This is a genomic window from Olsenella sp. AGMB03486 (genome assembly GCF_040884255.1).
Classification (GTDB): domain Bacteria; phylum Actinomycetota; class Coriobacteriia; order Coriobacteriales; family Atopobiaceae; genus Olsenella_L; species Olsenella_L kribbiana.
The window spans coordinates 20,939-36,182 of record NZ_JBEVTM010000004.1 but is presented as its reverse complement, the minus strand read 5'-3'; the positions used below and the strand labels follow the sequence as shown (position 1 = coordinate 36,182).

15 protein-coding genes and 1 pseudogene are annotated in these 15,244 nt (G+C 58.2%); 11 read left to right on the top strand and 5 right to left on the bottom strand.

The window, feature by feature from the left end; translation table 11 throughout:
- The first annotated feature begins 394 nt into the window (after positions 1-394).
- Positions 395-1,720, top strand: coding sequence for an MFS transporter (locus ABVS03_RS02870; protein WP_368017950.1), 1,326 nt, complete (start codon positions 395-397; stop codon positions 1,718-1,720).
- A gap of 117 nt (positions 1,721-1,837) precedes the next feature.
- Here the strand turns inward: ABVS03_RS02870 and ABVS03_RS02865 are convergent, their stop codons facing one another.
- Together ABVS03_RS02865 and ABVS03_RS02860 are read right to left on the bottom strand one after the other, a co-directional pair.
- A complete protein-coding gene (locus tag ABVS03_RS02865; protein ID WP_368017949.1) occupies positions 1,838-2,086 on the bottom strand; it encodes a PTS sugar transporter subunit IIA in 249 nt (82 codons plus the stop codon).
- A 73-nt stretch (positions 2,087-2,159) separates the two neighbouring features.
- Positions 2,160-2,216, bottom strand: a pseudogene (locus tag ABVS03_RS02860) (hypothetical protein); the annotation flags it as partial.
- Between the two features lie 48 nt (positions 2,217-2,264).
- On the opposite strand from ABVS03_RS02860, the gene ABVS03_RS02855 reads away from it, so the two are divergent.
- Positions 2,265-2,900 (top strand): family 1 glycosylhydrolase, encoded by a 636-nt coding sequence (locus tag ABVS03_RS02855; RefSeq protein ID WP_368017948.1) that lies wholly within the window; start codon positions 2,265-2,267, stop codon positions 2,898-2,900.
- Positions 2,901-2,914: 14 nt separating this feature from the next.
- On the top strand, positions 2,915-3,337 hold the full coding sequence (locus ABVS03_RS02850; RefSeq protein WP_368017947.1) for an HPr family phosphocarrier protein: 423 nt from the start codon (positions 2,915-2,917) through the stop codon (positions 3,335-3,337).
- A 3-nt stretch (positions 3,338-3,340) separates the two neighbouring features.
- Here the strand turns inward: ABVS03_RS02850 and ABVS03_RS02845 are convergent, their stop codons facing one another.
- Both ABVS03_RS02845 and brnQ read right to left on the bottom strand, forming a co-directional pair.
- The gene (locus ABVS03_RS02845; protein WP_368017946.1) at positions 3,341-3,535 is read right to left on the bottom strand and encodes a hypothetical protein; all 195 of its coding nucleotides are present in this window, start codon (positions 3,533-3,535) and stop codon (positions 3,341-3,343) included.
- Between the two features lie 55 nt (positions 3,536-3,590).
- Entirely contained in the window at positions 3,591-4,925 is a 1,335-nt protein-coding gene (brnQ, locus tag ABVS03_RS02840; RefSeq protein ID WP_368017945.1) for a branched-chain amino acid transport system II carrier protein, read from the bottom strand.
- Positions 4,926-5,187: 262 nt separating this feature from the next.
- On the opposite strand from brnQ, the gene ABVS03_RS02835 reads away from it, so the two are divergent.
- Positions 5,188-5,871, top strand: coding sequence for an SDR family oxidoreductase (locus tag ABVS03_RS02835; RefSeq protein ID WP_368018071.1), 684 nt, complete (start codon positions 5,188-5,190; stop codon positions 5,869-5,871).
- 266 nt (positions 5,872-6,137) lie between these two features.
- On the opposite strand, the gene ABVS03_RS02830 is transcribed toward ABVS03_RS02835, so the two are convergent.
- Complete coding sequence (locus ABVS03_RS02830; protein WP_368017944.1) at positions 6,138-6,857, bottom strand: PrsW family intramembrane metalloprotease; 720 nt, start codon at positions 6,855-6,857, stop codon at positions 6,138-6,140.
- 758 nt (positions 6,858-7,615) lie between these two features.
- Between ABVS03_RS02830 and ABVS03_RS02825 the strand changes: the two genes are divergently transcribed.
- The 7 genes from ABVS03_RS02825 to ABVS03_RS02795 all read left to right on the top strand — a co-directional run bounded on the left by ABVS03_RS02825 (position 7,616) and on the right by ABVS03_RS02795 (position 15,191).
- Complete coding sequence (locus tag ABVS03_RS02825; protein WP_368017943.1) at positions 7,616-8,776, top strand: zinc-binding dehydrogenase; 1,161 nt, start codon at positions 7,616-7,618, stop codon at positions 8,774-8,776.
- 65 nt (positions 8,777-8,841) lie between these two features.
- Positions 8,842-9,537, top strand: coding sequence for an allulose-6-phosphate 3-epimerase (locus ABVS03_RS02820; RefSeq protein ID WP_368017942.1), 696 nt, complete (start codon positions 8,842-8,844; stop codon positions 9,535-9,537).
- A 46-nt stretch (positions 9,538-9,583) separates the two neighbouring features.
- Positions 9,584-10,966, top strand: a complete 1,383-nt coding sequence (locus ABVS03_RS02815) for an MFS transporter (protein ID WP_368017941.1) — start codon at positions 9,584-9,586, stop codon at positions 10,964-10,966.
- A 127-nt stretch (positions 10,967-11,093) separates the two neighbouring features.
- The gene (locus tag ABVS03_RS02810; protein ID WP_368017940.1) at positions 11,094-12,164 is read left to right on the top strand and encodes an NAD(P)-dependent alcohol dehydrogenase; all 1,071 of its coding nucleotides are present in this window, start codon (positions 11,094-11,096) and stop codon (positions 12,162-12,164) included.
- Positions 12,165-12,233: 69 nt separating this feature from the next.
- Positions 12,234-13,076, top strand: a complete 843-nt coding sequence (locus tag ABVS03_RS02805) for a ketose-bisphosphate aldolase (RefSeq protein ID WP_368017939.1) — start codon at positions 12,234-12,236, stop codon at positions 13,074-13,076.
- Between the two features lie 6 nt (positions 13,077-13,082).
- Entirely contained in the window at positions 13,083-14,096 is a 1,014-nt protein-coding gene (locus ABVS03_RS02800) for a carbohydrate kinase family protein (protein ID WP_368017938.1), read from the top strand.
- A gap of 108 nt (positions 14,097-14,204) precedes the next feature.
- The gene (locus ABVS03_RS02795) at positions 14,205-15,191 is read left to right on the top strand and encodes an aldo/keto reductase (RefSeq protein ID WP_368017937.1); all 987 of its coding nucleotides are present in this window, start codon (positions 14,205-14,207) and stop codon (positions 15,189-15,191) included.
- Positions 15,192-15,244: the final 53 nt, after the last annotated feature.

Genomic DNA, 15,244 nt, shown 5'->3' with positions numbered 1-15,244 from the left:
ATGCAGACAACAGCTTCTCCATATACCTGTATTTGCTAAATAAAAAGCGCATTCCATGCAGATAGTAACGTTTTCCCAGCTCATCTGCATACCGCTTGCCGACAAAACGATGCGTTCTGCCGAATAGTGTTTCATGTATATTACGCAGGGCTCAATCTTGCCAAGTTTTCCTCTCCTGACCGTCATAGTCTCACTCAACGCGAGCGCACAGGGCGCACGCACACCCGAAAGGATCTTTCACCATGGCACGCCTCATTACCATCGTCGTGATTATCTAGGTGCAGGCTGCCATGCATGGCTGCCTGCACCCTTGCAGGCAGCCACGGTTGAGGAGGCCCGGGGCTGCATATCTGCAGTTCCGGGCCTCCTGCTATATCTATCGAAAGGAAAAAAGATGGCATCAGACGCAATGGCCGTGAATCCGGCCGCAGATACAGAAGAGCCGCACCGCGACTCCGTCCTCGAAGTGATGGCAGCCTCCATGATCGGTACCGCCATCGAGTTCTATGACAACTACTGCTACTCGATCGCTGCTGCAAGCTATTTCGGCCTCGTCTTCTTCACGGATGTCGCGAAGTCCAATCCGTTCCTGGCGACGCTCCTGTCGTTCGTGACCTTCGCAGTCTCCTTCCTGGCACGCCCCTTCGGCTCGCTTCTCTTCGGCCACTTCGGCGACCGCCTCGGCCGCAAGCAGACCCTTGTCATGGCTCTGATGATGATGGGGACGGCGACGTTTGTCGTCGGCGTGCTGCCGGGCTACGACGTGCTTGGCCCCCTGGCTGTCGTCCTGCTCTGCATCTGTCGTGCCTGCCAGGGCCTGGGCCTTGCCGGCGAGTGGTCGGGAGCTGCCCTTGTGGCAACGGAGAACGCTCCTGCCAACAAGCGCGCCCTCTGGGGATCCTTCCCGAATCTCGGCGCTCCGCTTGGCTTCTTCTTCGCCTACGGCGTGAACCTCGTGCTCGAGTCGAACCTCACGAACGACCAGATGGTTGCCTGGGGCTGGCGCATCCCGTTCCTGCTCTCTGCCGTGCTTGTCGTCGTGGGCCTCGTTGTCAGGAACCGCATGAGCGAGACGCCGGTCTTCCAGAAGGCCGTGAAGGAGGACCGTGTCGTCAAGAGCCCGCTCAAGGAGCTCCGCAAGTACTGGAAGCAGGTCGTTCTTGGCACCTGTGCCATGGGCATCACCTACACGCTCTTCTATCTGCTCGGCACCTGGTCGCTTTCCTACGGCGTCAAGACCCTGGGCTTTGCGCAGACCGACTTCCTCAAGCTCGAGCTTGCCGCTATCGTCTTCTTCGCTGTCTTCATCGTCGTCGGCTGCGTCGAGGCAGACAAGCGCGGACGCCGTCCGGTGCTTCTGCTCGCCACCTTCCTGACGGTCGTCTTCAGCTTCTTCGCGCCGCAGCTTCTGACGACGCAGAACTCCCTTGCCGTCTATGTCTTCCTCGCTGTCGGCTTTGCCCTCATGGGCGGCCTGTTCGGTCCCTGCGGCGCCTATCTGCCTGAGCTCTTCCCGGCAAACGTGCGCTATTCGGGATCTGGCCTTGCCTACAACCTCGCCTCGATCCTGGGTGGCGCCTTCGCCCCGACGATCGCTACGGCACTTGTCGCTGCCTTCGGCATCCAGGGTGTGGGCTGGTACCTTGTTGCCATGTCCGTCGTTGCCTTTGTCGCGCTCCTCATGATCAAGGAATCCAAGGACATGGAGTTCGAGGCATAGCATTCCTGAAAGATGCAGCCAGGGCCGCTTTCCCGATGGGAAGCGGCCTTTTTCTGTTTCGGGAGGCAGGATGCGTCCTGCCTGTGCAGGCACCGGGTACCGGTCCTGTCTGGGCTGCTATGCACCCATGATCATGTCATTCAGCTTCCTGGCAAACTCGTCGTAGATATCCGAGCGGGTCAGCTGCGTGACCTTTGCAGGATCGGAGAGAACCTCGAGCAGGCTGTCGAAGAGAATGCGGAATCCCTTGCGGTCTGCTTCTGAGAGGCCCATGAGCATGATGAGGCTGACCTTCTGCGTCCCCCATGCCATCGGCTTGTCGTTGACAACGACAGAGAGGAACGACCGTGCTGTCGAGGCGTTCATGGAATGGGGGGATGGCAACGCCGTTGCCGAAGGAGGTCGGGGAAAGCTTCTTGCGGCAGAGCACTTCCTGGACATAGCTGGGGTTGCACAGGCCTGCCTCGGTGAACTCCTGTGCAAGCGCCTTTATCATGGGAGCCTCGTCTGCGGATAGAAGTTGCGCCTGAACAGGCCTTCATCTATGAAGCGGGAGCTCATCGGGCTCTTCGAGCGCTATTGCCAGGTGCTCTTCGACCGCTACCACGACCGGGTCAAGCTCTGGATTCTCGTGAACCAGATCAACCTGGTCTCGGCCGAGTCCTTCAACCACCTCGGCATCTGCGCCGACAAGGTGGAGAACCTCGCCGAGGCGAAATACCAGGGCGAGCACAACGAGATGGTGGCATGTGCACGCGCCACCCGCTACGCGCACGAGAACTACCCCGATCTCAAGATCGGCATGATGCTCTGCGGCGGTGCTGACTATCCGGCTTCGTCCGATCCCGAGGATGTGCTGGGATGCTATCGCCACAACCAGATTGAGTACTGCTTCGGGGGCGTGCTGCTCCGGGGCATCTACCCAGGCCATGCCCTGCGCTTCTTCGAAGACAAGGGCCATGACATGCAGTTCGGCGCGCATGACCTCGAAGACCTGCGCGGCTACTATGCCTGGGCCCCGATCGATATCGTGAGCTGCTCCTCGTCCGAGATGCCGAAGCGCTATGGCTTCATCTACGTCGATCTGGACGATGAAGGGAAGGGGACGGGCAGGCGCATCAGGAAGGACAGCTTTTCCTGGTACCACGATGCTATCGCGACGAACGGCGGCAAGCTGTAGAAACGGAGGCCCTCATGCAGATCCTGGCTGTGCGCATAGAAGACCCCGCCGGTCTCCATGTCCGTCCTGCGGCAGATCTGGTGAGCTGTGCCCTTTCGTTCAGATGCGCAGTCACGCTCGAGACGCCCAGAGGTTCCTGCAGCTGCAAGGACATGCTCGCTGTCCTGGGGCTTGATGTATGCCAGGGCGACGAAGCGACCATCACCTGCTCGGGAACGGACGAGGAGGAGGCTGCAGAGGCCCTGATGAAGCTTTCTGGCCTTGCAGCCGAGCGCCGCGAAGGCTGTGAGATCAACGGATATGGACAATGCAGGCTCTCCTTCCTGTTTTTGGAGGAGAGCCTTTCTGTGCCTGGGAAGCAGAGCGCCTGCGAGCCGTCCATGCATCCTGAGGCACGCGCTTTCAGGCAGCGGCCACAGCGTGGTGGAACACGATAGGCGCTAGCGCGTCAGCTCGGGATGCTCTTCCTCGATATAGCGCAGCGCTTCATCCCACTGGCTGCGGAGCACCTCGTCCTTTGCCTTCCTGCGCTGCTTTGTGGCCCACGCATGGACCTTTCCGGGTGCCTCGCCGGCATCGAGCCGGTCTGAGACCAGAAAATAGGGATCGTCGTCTTCGAAGAACTCGTCGGCCATGGGTGCCTCCCTTGATCGCTTCTGCTGGAAGGCTGATACCCGTCTGGGAAAGAGTCTAGCCAGCCGGGAAGACGCGGCGCCGGATGGCCGCGGCCAGGGCCCCTGCGGCAGCGCCTGCGATGCCAGGCACGATCCAGCCGAGGCCGAGCGAGGAGCCGGGGAGCATGTCTGTCGGAAGGAAAAGGCCAGGACAGATCGCATCGCGGATGGCCGAGGCCGCACTCTGGATGCCGATGGCAGCCATTGCGACGCGCCAGATGAGCGGATGGGAATCCGAGCCCGGAATGAGGCCCATTGCGACAGCGCAGATGCCCATCGGGTAGAGCGCCATGAGGAGCGGAACCGAGAAGGCAAGGATAGCGGTGAGTCCGGCATTCGAGAGAAGACAGGATATGGCTGCAATGAGGATGGCCCACGCCCGAAAGGAAAGCTTCGGAAACGTCGTGCTGAAGTACTCCGCGATGGAAGAGATGAGGCCTGTGCAGACATTGAAGCAGGCAATCAGGAAGATGGCTGCAACAAGCAGTGTGCCGGCATGGCCGAAATGGACATCTGCCGAAGCGGAGAGCACTTCGGCGCCGTTTGCTGCATCGGGCAGGGCCGTGCCCATGCGGGTCCCGAGATAGCTGAGCGCACCGTAGACTGCAGCCATAAGAAGGCCGGCCACGATGCCGGAGCGTGCGACCTGGGCAGCCTGGTCCTTATGGTCCGCGATGCCGCGGGAGCGGATGCTGCCTGTTACAACGACACCGAAGGCAAAGGAGGCAAGGAGATCGAGTGTCTGGTATCCCTCGATGAAGCCAGCCACAGCAGGCGCTTCGCGGTAGGCTCCTTCGGCTGCCTCGAGCGGGCTTGCCGCCGGAGCAAGGATCTGGGCGAGCACCATCAGCACCAGAAGGCCGATGAGGAGCGGTCCTGTGACCTTGCCCATGAGACGGACGATCCGGGCCGGCCGGAGCGCAAGCGCAAGGGCGAAGGCAAAGAAGATGGCGGAGAATGCGAACCGGACAGCAGCGCTTCCGCCGCCTTCGAGCAGCGGCTTTGCCATCTCGAAGGACGTGGAGGCGGTCCTGGGAATGGCGAGAGCAGGGCCGATAGCAAGATAGACAAGGATCGTGAAGAGACGGGAGAACCTGCGCCCGATACGGGAGAGGAGGCTCTCGGCCGTGCCGGCATGGGCAAGGGCGATGATGGCAGCTATCGGCAGGCCGACGCCCGATACGAGGTATCCCAGCGTTGCAGCTAGGGCATGAGGCCCTGACTGGACGCCCAGAAGCGGTGCGATGATCAGGTTGCCTGCTCCGAAGAACATCGAGAAGAGCGCCATGCCCACCTCGAAGGTGCCTCGAAAGCCAAGCGAATGCCTGGCAGGCGTGCTGTCCTCATCCATAGCGCTGCTCCTTTCGGCTGGATGCGATGCCCAGGCCTTCCAGACTAGCATGGAAGGGGTCACGGGGTGCACTGTCTTGGCCGGATGGAGCTCTGCTTCTGCAGCCGGACAGAATCTTCCCCTCATGATTGTGAGAACAGACTAACATTTTGTGTGGCGAAAGCCGGAAGGAGCAGTGAACCATGAAGAACTATTTCTCGGTTGAAGGAAAGAATGCGATCGTGACAGGGGCTTCGTCGGGTCTGGGGAGGCAGTTTGCGCTCTGCCTTGCCGAGCAGGGTGCCAATGTCTGCATCTGTGCCCCAGGGTGGACCGTCTCAAAGAGGTCAAGAGGGAGATCGAAGCCTTGGGCGCAAGGTGCCTGGCCGTCCCATGCGATGTGTCGGACCAGGACAGCGTCAGGAAGATGGCCAAGGCGGCAGAAGATGCCTTCGGCCGCATCGATATCCTGATCAACAATGCCGGCACGGGATTCTCGACTCCTGCTGTCGAGGCAGATGACGGATCGTGGGAGAAGACGATCGATACCAATGTGAATGGCGTCTTCTACTGTTGCCGCGAGGTCGGCAAGATCATGCTGCGCCAGAACTACGGCAAGATCGTGAACATCGGCTCGTTCCACTGCGTCGTGACGATGAACGGCGTGCCCAGAAGCGCCTATTCCGCCTCGAAAGGCGCCGTGCTGATGATGAGCAAGGCGCTTGCTTCCGAGTGGGCAAAGCACAACATCACGGTCAATGTGCTGGGGCCGGGCTATTTTGCCTCCGAGATGGCGGCAAAGGTCACGGACCAGGCCTATGAGGAGGGCATAAGGAATGGCTGCCCGATGGGTAGGCGTGGAAACCCGGGCGAGCTCAATGGCACGATGCTCTATCTGGCATCCGATGCGTCGAGCTATGTGACAGGCCAGCTTGTGCTTGTGGATGGCGGATGGACCATCGTGTAGGCGGTCTCGGTAGGAAAGAAGCAGCCTCTGGAGCTATGCTGGCTCCAGGGGCTGCTTTTGTCATGGTGCTGGGCGTACGGGCGAAATCTGCGGGCGCCTGCTTGTTGCGGATGTCCAGGGCAATGCTGAAAGATGCCTTGTGCCGTCCGCTCTCTGTCTGGGCAGCCCCTCTTTGCGCAGCCCGTGAACCATTGAGAAGAACGGAAAGGGGCTCAAAGCAAGCTGCAGGGATGGCGGATGGCCAGACGAAGAGGCCTGGATATCTGTCAGTACCAGATCGATATGCGCTCGGCACGCCGCGACACATGCTTCGTCGTGGCAGAGGCAATGAGCACAAGCGCAAGGAGGAACACAAAGAAGACAGCGTCTGCTCCCTCGATGCCTGCGAGCGTGTCATAGACACCGTGGCAGAAGATGGGCACTGCCAGGGAGAGAAGGCCATTCCAGAGGCGAGGGATATGCCGCTGCTGTACCTGTGCAAGCTTCGTCCTGCCATAGAACGAGCCCATGAAGACAGCGAAGACGCAGTGGCCAGGAATGGCAGTGAAGGCACGGACGACAGCGGCACCTGGTCCGAACGAGAAGACGTAGCTGATATTCTCTGCCACAGCGAAGCCAAGGCCGCAGAAGACGGCATAGACGATTCCGTCAAAGACATAGTCGAAGTTCCGGTCATGCCAGGAGGCAAGACGCAGGAACACATATTTCGAGCATTCCTCTGTCACGGCGACGATACCGAAGTTCATGAGAAGGAGGGAATGGAAGTCCTGGGGCATGCCACCTCCAAGCAGGGCATCAGATCCTGCTGTCTCGATCAAGATGGCGGGAAGGGTGGAGAGCATGCCGAAGAGGAAGAGCTTTGCGAGAAGGGGCAGAGGCTCCTTGTCGACAGGATCCATCTGCCAGACGTATGCCATAAGGAAGGCAGCAGGAAGCACCGCCATCATCAGGAGAATCCTCATATCGGTCACCCCATGGTCACTCATATCAATAGCTGGACCTAATACTATAGGAACAGAGATGATATGAGTCGAGAGGCAGTCCAACTTGGCTGAACGATGTCGGACGCTGCGATTGCCATCCGTACCGAAGAGCGGCAAGACAGGATTTATGGGTGCCGCCATGCGGTGGCAGGCAGGCTGCCTGGATTATGCCGTTGGAACAATGGGCTGCACCCCCTTCATCTTCATCTGACCAGAACGAGACATGCTGCATGTCTTCGGAGTATCTTGGCTCCCTCTGCTCTTGCCCCTGGAACTCAATGAAGAGCTGCAAGAAGGACACAGCGATGGCATGGAAAGATTTGCGATGCCGCAGGTGCCTCCCTCGTCTGGATGCAGAGGCATGGCATCCCATGGGACTGGGGACCGTTTCTCTGTCAAACAGAACGCAATATGACTGTTTCTTCTATAAGTTTGACCGTTCCGACCAAAATATCTGCCGTTCACAGGTAAATACAGAGCAAAACGAAGAAAATATCTGTGAAACGAAGAAAAAGTACGGTATAAAGAATGCGTGCCAAGGAGACCTGGCGAGGAACGAGCGGCCAGGCTTTCACGCACAGCATGAGGATAGCTGCTTCAAAGTTCTGCATTCTTTCAAATCGATATGCCATGTCTGGCTGGCACGCTGCTCCTGCTGGCTGGATACCCGCATGAGATTCATGGCTGGATGCAGTGCGGATTCTCCTTGTGCCGTGCAGCAGCTGTGCAAAAGAGATAGCGGCGTTATTGGAGGGGAAGTCATGAAGGCACTGACAAGGTATTGCGACCATGGCGAGTTCGGCGGCTACCACTACATAGATATGCCGGCTCCCGAATGTGGTCCTGATGACGTGATCGTGCGTCTGAAGGCTGCGGCAATCTGCGGAGCCGATATGAAGCACTGGTACGCAGATCTTGAGGGCAAGAACACCTCGAAGACGCTCAACTCAATCCGTGGACATGAGTTTGCGGGTGTCATTGTCAAGGTCGGCGAGAATGTTACTGACTGGAAGGTCGGCCAGCGTGTCGTATCCGACAATGCAGGAAAGGCATGTGGCAAGTGTCCTGCCTGCGAGCGTGGCGACTTCATGCTGTGCGAGCATAAGACCGGACTTGGCCTCGACAACAACTATCAGGCATTCGGCGGCACGGGCGGATTCAGCAAGTATGCAAAGATTCCCGGCGGAATCCTCAAGCTTCATCCTCATGCCATCTGGGAGATTCCAGAAGGCGTGAAGTACGAGGAGGCAGCCGTCCTCGACCCGATTGCCAACTCCTACAAGGCAATTGCCCAGCAGTCGAGCTTCCTTCCTGGCCAGGACGTCGTCGTGTTTGGCACCGGTCCTCTGGGACTGTTCGCGGTGCAGGTTGCCCGCATCATGGGCGCTGTCAACATTGTTATGGTCGGCCTGCAGGATGATGTCGAGACGAGGTTCCCGATTGCGCGCGAGGTTGGTGCTACGCACTGCGTGAATGGTTCCACGGAAGATGTCGTCAAGCGCTGCACCGAGATCTGCGGACGTGACAATCTTGGCCTGGTCGTGGAATGCTCCGGTGCCAATATCGCGCTCAAGCAGTCGCTCGAGATGCTGCGTCCGAATGGCGAAGTCGTGCGTGTCGGCATGGGCTTCAAGCCGCTTGAGTTCTCCATCAACAACATCACCGAATGGAACAAGAGCATCATCGGCCACCAGGCATATGACTCCACTTCATGGCGTGAATGCATCCGCCTGCTTGCCTCGGGCGCAATCAATGTCCAGCCGATGATCACGCACCGGCTCGGCCTCTCGCAGTGGAAGGAAGGCTTTGCTGCCATGGCAGACAAATCCGCTGTCAAGTGCATCTTCCATTACGATGAGCCGGACAAGGACGAGAAGGAGTACGGCGAGGCCGACTATCCGGACGACTACGACTTCGAGTAGGGGCATATCCAAAGGCTGGCTCCTGTCAAGGAGCCAGCCATCTCAGACGAAAGGATAGTGCTCCTATGGAAAGGAAGCTCCTTCTTGCGCCGTCGATGGGCTGCTGCGACCTGTTCGATTTTGCCCATCAGGTCTCCTATATCGATGAAAGGGCAGATTTTCTGCACATCGATATCAAGGACGGCAATTATGTGAAGACCTACAGCATTGGCCCCGATTTCATGGCCGCGCTGAAGCCGCATGTGAAGACTCCGATGGATGCACATCTGATGGTCAGACATCCCCAATGGATCATCGAGGACTGTGCCAAGGCTGGCGCGACCTTTATCACCCCTCATACTGACTGCATCGAAAGCGATGCATTCGTCACCTTCAACAAGATTCTTTCTTTGGGCTGCAAGGCCGGTGTCGCGCTCAATCCTGCTTCTTCGCTCGAAGCCATCCGCTACTACCTGCCGCTTCTCTCGAAGGTGACCCTGATGATCGTGGATGCCGGCTATGCCGGCCAGAAGGTCATTCCTGAGGTATACGACAAGATCCGCACACTGGCGCAATGGCGCCAGGATATGCATCTCGATTTCCTGATCGAGGCGGACGGCTCCATGAACCAGGATGTCTACCGGCCACTATACGAAGCTGGGGCAGATGTGGTCGTCCTGGGGCCGCCGGCACTCTGGAACAAGGATTCCGATATCGAGAAGGCCTGGCAGGTCATGGAGTCGGAAGTGAGGACAGAGCTTGCGGGCGCTGCGAGGCACTGATTCCGCAATGTGATGCATGAATCGAAAGCGAGAGGATACAACAGATATGGAAAACACCAAGGGTGCCAATATCGGTGCAAGGCTCGACCGGCTGCCTGATTCGAAATGGCATGTGAAGATGTGGCTTGTCACGGCATTCGCATTGCTGGTCTGCTGGTCGAACGGAATCAGCGGTGCTGTTCAGAACATCCTGCTGAACGAAGTCCATTGGCTCGAGAAAGGCAGCACCCTTCTCGCACTCTGGGGAACTACCTATACCATCGGCCAGCTCTTCGGCGCTCTGGTCGGCGGCCCGATCGGCGACAAGATCGGACGCAAGAAATCGATCATCCTGTATGAGTGCATCCATATTGCAGTCATGATCGGTGCGGCGCTCTCTCCGAATGTCTATGTGCTCTATTTCTTCAGGCTTGCCCAGGGATTCGGCCTCGGTGCGCTTCTGGTCGTGCTCTTTGCAGGATTCACTGAGTATGTGCCAAGCCGCAACCGTGGAACCTGGTCCAGCCGCACCTCATTCATCGGAAACTGGGCCCATCCTATCTGCAACCTGATCGCTCTTCTCCTTATGGGCTCGGGAATGGCAATGAGCATGAACTGGCGCGTCGAGTTCATGATTCCTTCCGTGCTCTCCATCGTCGCCACCATCATGGTCTGGAAGAAGTTCCCCGAGTCTCCGCGCTGGCTCGAGTCCCAGGGACGTGTGGAAGAGGCTGACGCTATCGTCACGAAGATCGAGAAGGAGATTGAGGAGTCGACCGGAAAGCCTCTGCCTCCTGTGACCGAGCCTCCTGCCGAGGTCAAGCGTCTGCCGTATTCTGCCCTGTTCCATGGGAAGCTGCTCCGTCGTACCATTGTCGGCTCGCTGGTGCTCATCGGCATGAACACGATTCAGTACACGCTCATGACATGGATGCCGACGCTCATGAATGGCCTCGGATATGACACGTCCCAGTCCCAGTTCATGACGGTATTCGGCCTGTTCGGTGCTCCGTTCGGCATCTTCATCGCCTCTCTTGTCATGGACAGGATCTCCCGCAAGAAAATGGGTGTCATCCTTCTGGTCGGAATGGCTGTGTTCGGAGTGCTGATCGGCTTCCTCACTTCGATGGGGCTTGTCGGCATGGGTGGCCTCATTGCGCTTACCTTCATCATGAACACGATCATCTACATGTATGTCTGCTATGCATCGGCCGTGTATGTGCCTGAGATGTGGCCTACTTCGGCAAAGCTTTCCGGCTCTGGCTTCTGCAATGCAATGGGCCGCGTGAGCAACGTGTTCTTCCCATTCCTTGTCACCGCGCTTGCCGCTCAGAGCTCCAGCTATGTGTTCATGCTTCTGGCAGCAGTTGCCGTCATCATCGCAGTCTGTGTTGCCATCTTCGGTGTGGAGACCCGTGGCGAGTCCGTCGAGGCCATCGGCAACGTCTGATTTCATCATCGCCCAAATCCATTGCCTTCCCTCCTTATGCCGCCGGTGCTTGATCCGGCACTGGCGGCGCCCCCTTTTCATGCAGAGATTCTGCCTGTTCCCGTCATTGTCCTGAAAGGACGAAGCCATGAAGAACTCCAAAGCGATACTTGTCACACCCAAGCATTTCGAGATCAAGGAAGCTCCTGTTCCGGAGCCAGGTCCGAAGGAAGTGCTGATCAAGGTCGAGTATGTCGGCATGTGCGGATCCGATATCCACGGTTTCGAGTTCGGTCCCTTCATTCCGCCCAAAGATCCCAACCAGGAAATCGGTCTTGGCCATGAGGTATCCGGCGAAGTCGTGAAGGTCGGCTCCGACGTCACCAGATTCAAGCCTGGCGACAAGGTGCTGGTCGAGCCAGGCGTTCCCGACAGCTCATGCGAGTACTGCAGGACCGGACGCTACAACATCTGCCCCGATGTCGACTTCATGGCAACGCAGCCCAACTACCGTGGTGCGCTCTGCCAGTACATGACCCATCCCGAGGACTGGGTGTATCCGGTGCCCGAAGGCATGAGCATGGTGGAAGCCGCTCTGGTCGAGCCGGCTGCGGTCGGCATGCATGCCGCTATCCTCGGCGGCGCCTCTCTGGGCAGCCATATCGTCATCCTTGGCTGCGGCACCATCGGCCTCATGACGCTGCAGGCATGCAGGAGCCTCGGAGCTACCGATATCACCGTTGTCGATGTCATCCCCTCCAAGCTTGAGCTGGCAAAGAAGCTCGGTGCCAAGGAGGCGATCAATGGCAAGGAGACTGATACCGTCAAGTACCTGCGCTCGGCTGACAAGTTCGGAGACCACGGCGTGGACCTTGTCTTCGAGTGCGGAGGCTCTGCCTTCCTGGCGCAGCAGGCTGTGCAGCTTGTTGCCCGTGGCGGCAAGATCATGATGGTCGGCACGCAGAGCAAGCCGGTGCCTATCGACTTCCTCAAGATCAACCGCGAAGTCACCATCCAGACATCCTTCCGCTACTGCAATGACTATCCCCGCACCATTGAGGCCATCTCGACCGGGAAGTTCAATGTCAAGGGCATGGTCACCAATGTCTATGACTACCGGGATGTCCAGAAGGCATTTTCCGATGCAATCGACCCGCAGAAGAAGATCGACATGGTCAAGGGTGTCGTCAAGGTCGCAGGCACGCCAGGCTGCGAATAAGGATGCCAGAAATCTGAGTCCAGTATCCGCTGAAGGCACTTTGTGTGCCCGCAAATGAAAGGAACCGATATGCTCGCCAACATCAAGTATTGGGAAAACAAGGCCAAGGATGGACAGTTCGCGATTCCGCACTTCAATGTCTGGAACGCAGAAATGCTCATGGGCGTGATCGACGCTGCCGAAGAGGACAATGCCCCGGTCATCATCTCGTTCGGCACCGGATTCGTTGGCAACACGTCATTCGAGGACTTCTGCTGGATGATGGTGTCCATGGCAAAGGCAGCCAAGGTTCCTGTCATCACCCATTGGGATCACGGCCGCAGCATGGAGATCATCAAGAATGCCTATACCCATGGCATGAACTCCGTGATGCGCGATGCCTCCGCTCTTCCGTTCGAGGAGAACATCAAGGAAATCAAGACTGCAGTGGATTATTTCCACCCGCTCGGCATTCCCGTCGAGGCCGAGCTTGGCCATGTCGGCAACGAGACGGTGTATGAGGAGGCTCTTGCAGCCTATGCCTACACCGATCCTTCCAAGGCAGCCGAGTTCGTCGAACGCACTGGCTGCGACTCCCTTGCAGTGGCAATCGGCAATGTCCACGGGCACTATTCCGCGACGCCGAAGCTCAATTTCGAGGTCGTCGAGAAGTGCCGCGATGCAGTCGATGTTCCTCTTGTCCTGCATGGTGCGTCAGGCATCGGCGACGAAGATATCAAGACCGCAATCTCTCTCGGCATTGCCAAGATCAACATCCACACCGAGCTCTGCGATGCTGCAATGGGTGCCATCCAGAAGAACACTGACTCGTCGTTCCTCGAGCTCGAGCGTGCCGTGCGCCAGGCTGTCAAGGAGCGTGCGCTCTACAAGATCGAGCTGTTCGGTGATGCCGACAAGGCAGATGTGAGGTAGGCCGCGATGTCTACCAAGCAAGCCAACGAGCCAGCCGCTTCATCTGCCGCGCCGCATGACGAGCGCCCTCTGGATGTGGTATGCGTCGGAGCGGCGATAGTCGATGTTCCGCTGCAGCCCGTGAGCAAGGACATCTTTGACAGCGAATCGTATCCGCTTGACCAGATCAGCATGACCATCGGCGGCGACGCAATTAACGAATCGACGATCATCAGCAGGCTTGGACATAAGGTCGGGCTGGTGAGCATGGTCGGCAAGGATGTGGTCGGAGAATACATTCTCAGCCACTGCCGCAAAGAGGGCATCGATACCGAAGGAATACGGCAGCGCGATGGCATCGATACCTCGATCAATGTGGGACTCGTGACTGCGGACGGCGAGCGGACCTTCGTCACGAACCGCAATGGCAGCCTCTGGAAGATGGACGCTGATGATGTCGATCTGGCACTCATTCCCCGTGGCAGGCTTCTTTCCCTGGCGAGCTTCTTCAACAATCCCCGCCTGGATAACGAAGCGCTCGTGAAGATCTTCAAGGCAGCCAAAGCTGCCGGCATGACCATCACGGCGGATATGATTAAGCCCCGTCTCGGAGAGACGTTCGACGATATAGCAGAAGCCTTGTCCTATGTGGACTATTTCTTCCCGAACTGCGATGAGGCACGCCTCATGACAGGGGAGGACGATATCGAGCGCGTCGCAGACAAGATCCTGGGGTATGGCGTGAAGCATGTTGTCATCAAGATCGGCAAGCGCGGTGTCTTCATAAAGAGCCAGGACGGGTCAAAGCTCATCGTTCCGGCCATGAAGGGAATCCGTGCCGTGGACACCATCGGTGCAGGCGACAATTTCGCTTCGGGATTCATCACAGGCCTGCTCGAGGGCAGGACACTCGCGGAATGCGGTGCGTACGGCAACGTTGCGGCATCGCTTGCGATAACAAGCATCGGCGCTACGACGGGCGTGAAGAACAGAGATCTGTTCGACAGGCAGCTTGCTCTGTATAGAGAGCAGCACGCCTAGCTTTCCCAGCCCCTGGATCAAGCAGAGCCATATGTCTATGGAAACGGCCGCCTGTTCCAGGGGCTTTATGTACAGAAACCAGCATCAATACCGTAAAGGAAGGTAGCTATGCGTTACATGGAACTCGGAAGCTCCGGCATTCAGGTCTCGAAGATGGGCCTTGGCACGTGGGCTATCGGCGGAGGCCCTGCCTGGAGCGGTGGTCCCGACGAGGATATCGCAGTCGACACGATTGTCGCGGCAGCAGAATCCGGCATCAACATGATCGATACTGCTCCTGGATACAACTTCGGCAACAGCGAAAGAATTGTCGGGAAGGCCCTCAAGAAGCTCGACAGGTCCAAGGTGGTGCTCGTCACGAAGTGCGGCGTGGTCTGGAACCGCAAGGGCACCGTCTGGAACAAGGTCGGCGACCGGCAGCTGTACAAGAATCTCACGCCTGAGTCGGTCCGTCTCGAGGTGGAAGAGTCGCTCGAGCGTCTCGGCACCGACTACATCGATCTGTATATGACACATTGGCCTTCGGTCGAGCCGTTCTATACGCCGATCAGCGAAACGGTGGCCGAGCTCAACAAGCTCAAAAGCGAGGGCAAGATCCGTGCTATCGGCGCAGCCAATGTCAGCATCTCCCAGATCAAGGAATACGTGGACTGCTGCGAGCTCGATCTGGTGCAGGGCAAGTACAGCGTGCTCGATCGTGCGGTGGAAGACGAGCTCATTCCGCTGTGCAAGGAGCACAAGATCACGATGCAGGCATATTCGCCGCTCGAGCAGGGACTTCTGACGGGGACCATCACAAAGGACTATCGTCCCGAGCCGGGCAATGCACGTGCGAACAAGAAGTGGTGGCAGCCGGGCAACATGGAGCGTGTCATCGATATGCTCGATGCCTGGAAGCCGCTTGCACAGAAGTATGGATGCAGCATCCCGACCCTCTGCCTTGCCTGGATCATGAACCAGGGTGACGTCGTGAACCTTCTGACCGGTGCCACGACGCCCGAGCAGGTGCGCCAGAATGCCCCTGCTGCAGATATCGTCCTTTCTGACGAAGACAAGCAGCTGATGAGGAAGATGGCTGAAGACCTGGACAAATAGACGCAGGATACGCAGCGAGGGGCGCGGGACTGCGAACGGCAAGGCTGAGGGGG

Coding starts and splice junctions, on each gene's coding strand:
- ABVS03_RS02820 (WP_368017942.1), top strand. CDS start 8,842: ATGGAAAGGAAGCTCCTTCTTGCGCCGTCGATGGGCTGCTGCGACCTG.
- ABVS03_RS02815 (WP_368017941.1), top strand. CDS start 9,584: ATGGAAAACACCAAGGGTGCCAATATCGGTGCAAGGCTCGACCGGCTG.
- ABVS03_RS02810 (WP_368017940.1), top strand. CDS start 11,094: ATGAAGAACTCCAAAGCGATACTTGTCACACCCAAGCATTTCGAGATC.
- ABVS03_RS02825 (WP_368017943.1), top strand. CDS start 7,616: ATGAAGGCACTGACAAGGTATTGCGACCATGGCGAGTTCGGCGGCTAC.
- ABVS03_RS02865 (WP_368017949.1), bottom strand. CDS start 2,086: ATGAACGCCTCGACAGCACGGTCGTTCCTCTCTGTCGTTGTCAACGAC.
- ABVS03_RS02795 (WP_368017937.1), top strand. CDS start 14,205: ATGCGTTACATGGAACTCGGAAGCTCCGGCATTCAGGTCTCGAAGATG.
- ABVS03_RS02800 (WP_368017938.1), top strand. CDS start 13,083: ATGTCTACCAAGCAAGCCAACGAGCCAGCCGCTTCATCTGCCGCGCCG.
- ABVS03_RS02870 (WP_368017950.1), top strand. CDS start 395: ATGGCATCAGACGCAATGGCCGTGAATCCGGCCGCAGATACAGAAGAG.
- ABVS03_RS02850 (WP_368017947.1), top strand. CDS start 2,915: ATGCAGATCCTGGCTGTGCGCATAGAAGACCCCGCCGGTCTCCATGTC.
- ABVS03_RS02845 (WP_368017946.1), bottom strand. CDS start 3,535: ATGGCCGACGAGTTCTTCGAAGACGACGATCCCTATTTTCTGGTCTCA.
- ABVS03_RS02855 (WP_368017948.1), top strand. CDS start 2,265: ATGAAGCGGGAGCTCATCGGGCTCTTCGAGCGCTATTGCCAGGTGCTC.
- ABVS03_RS02805 (WP_368017939.1), top strand. CDS start 12,234: ATGCTCGCCAACATCAAGTATTGGGAAAACAAGGCCAAGGATGGACAG.
- ABVS03_RS02830 (WP_368017944.1), bottom strand. CDS start 6,857: ATGAGTGACCATGGGGTGACCGATATGAGGATTCTCCTGATGATGGCG.
- brnQ (WP_368017945.1), bottom strand. CDS start 4,925: ATGGATGAGGACAGCACGCCTGCCAGGCATTCGCTTGGCTTTCGAGGC.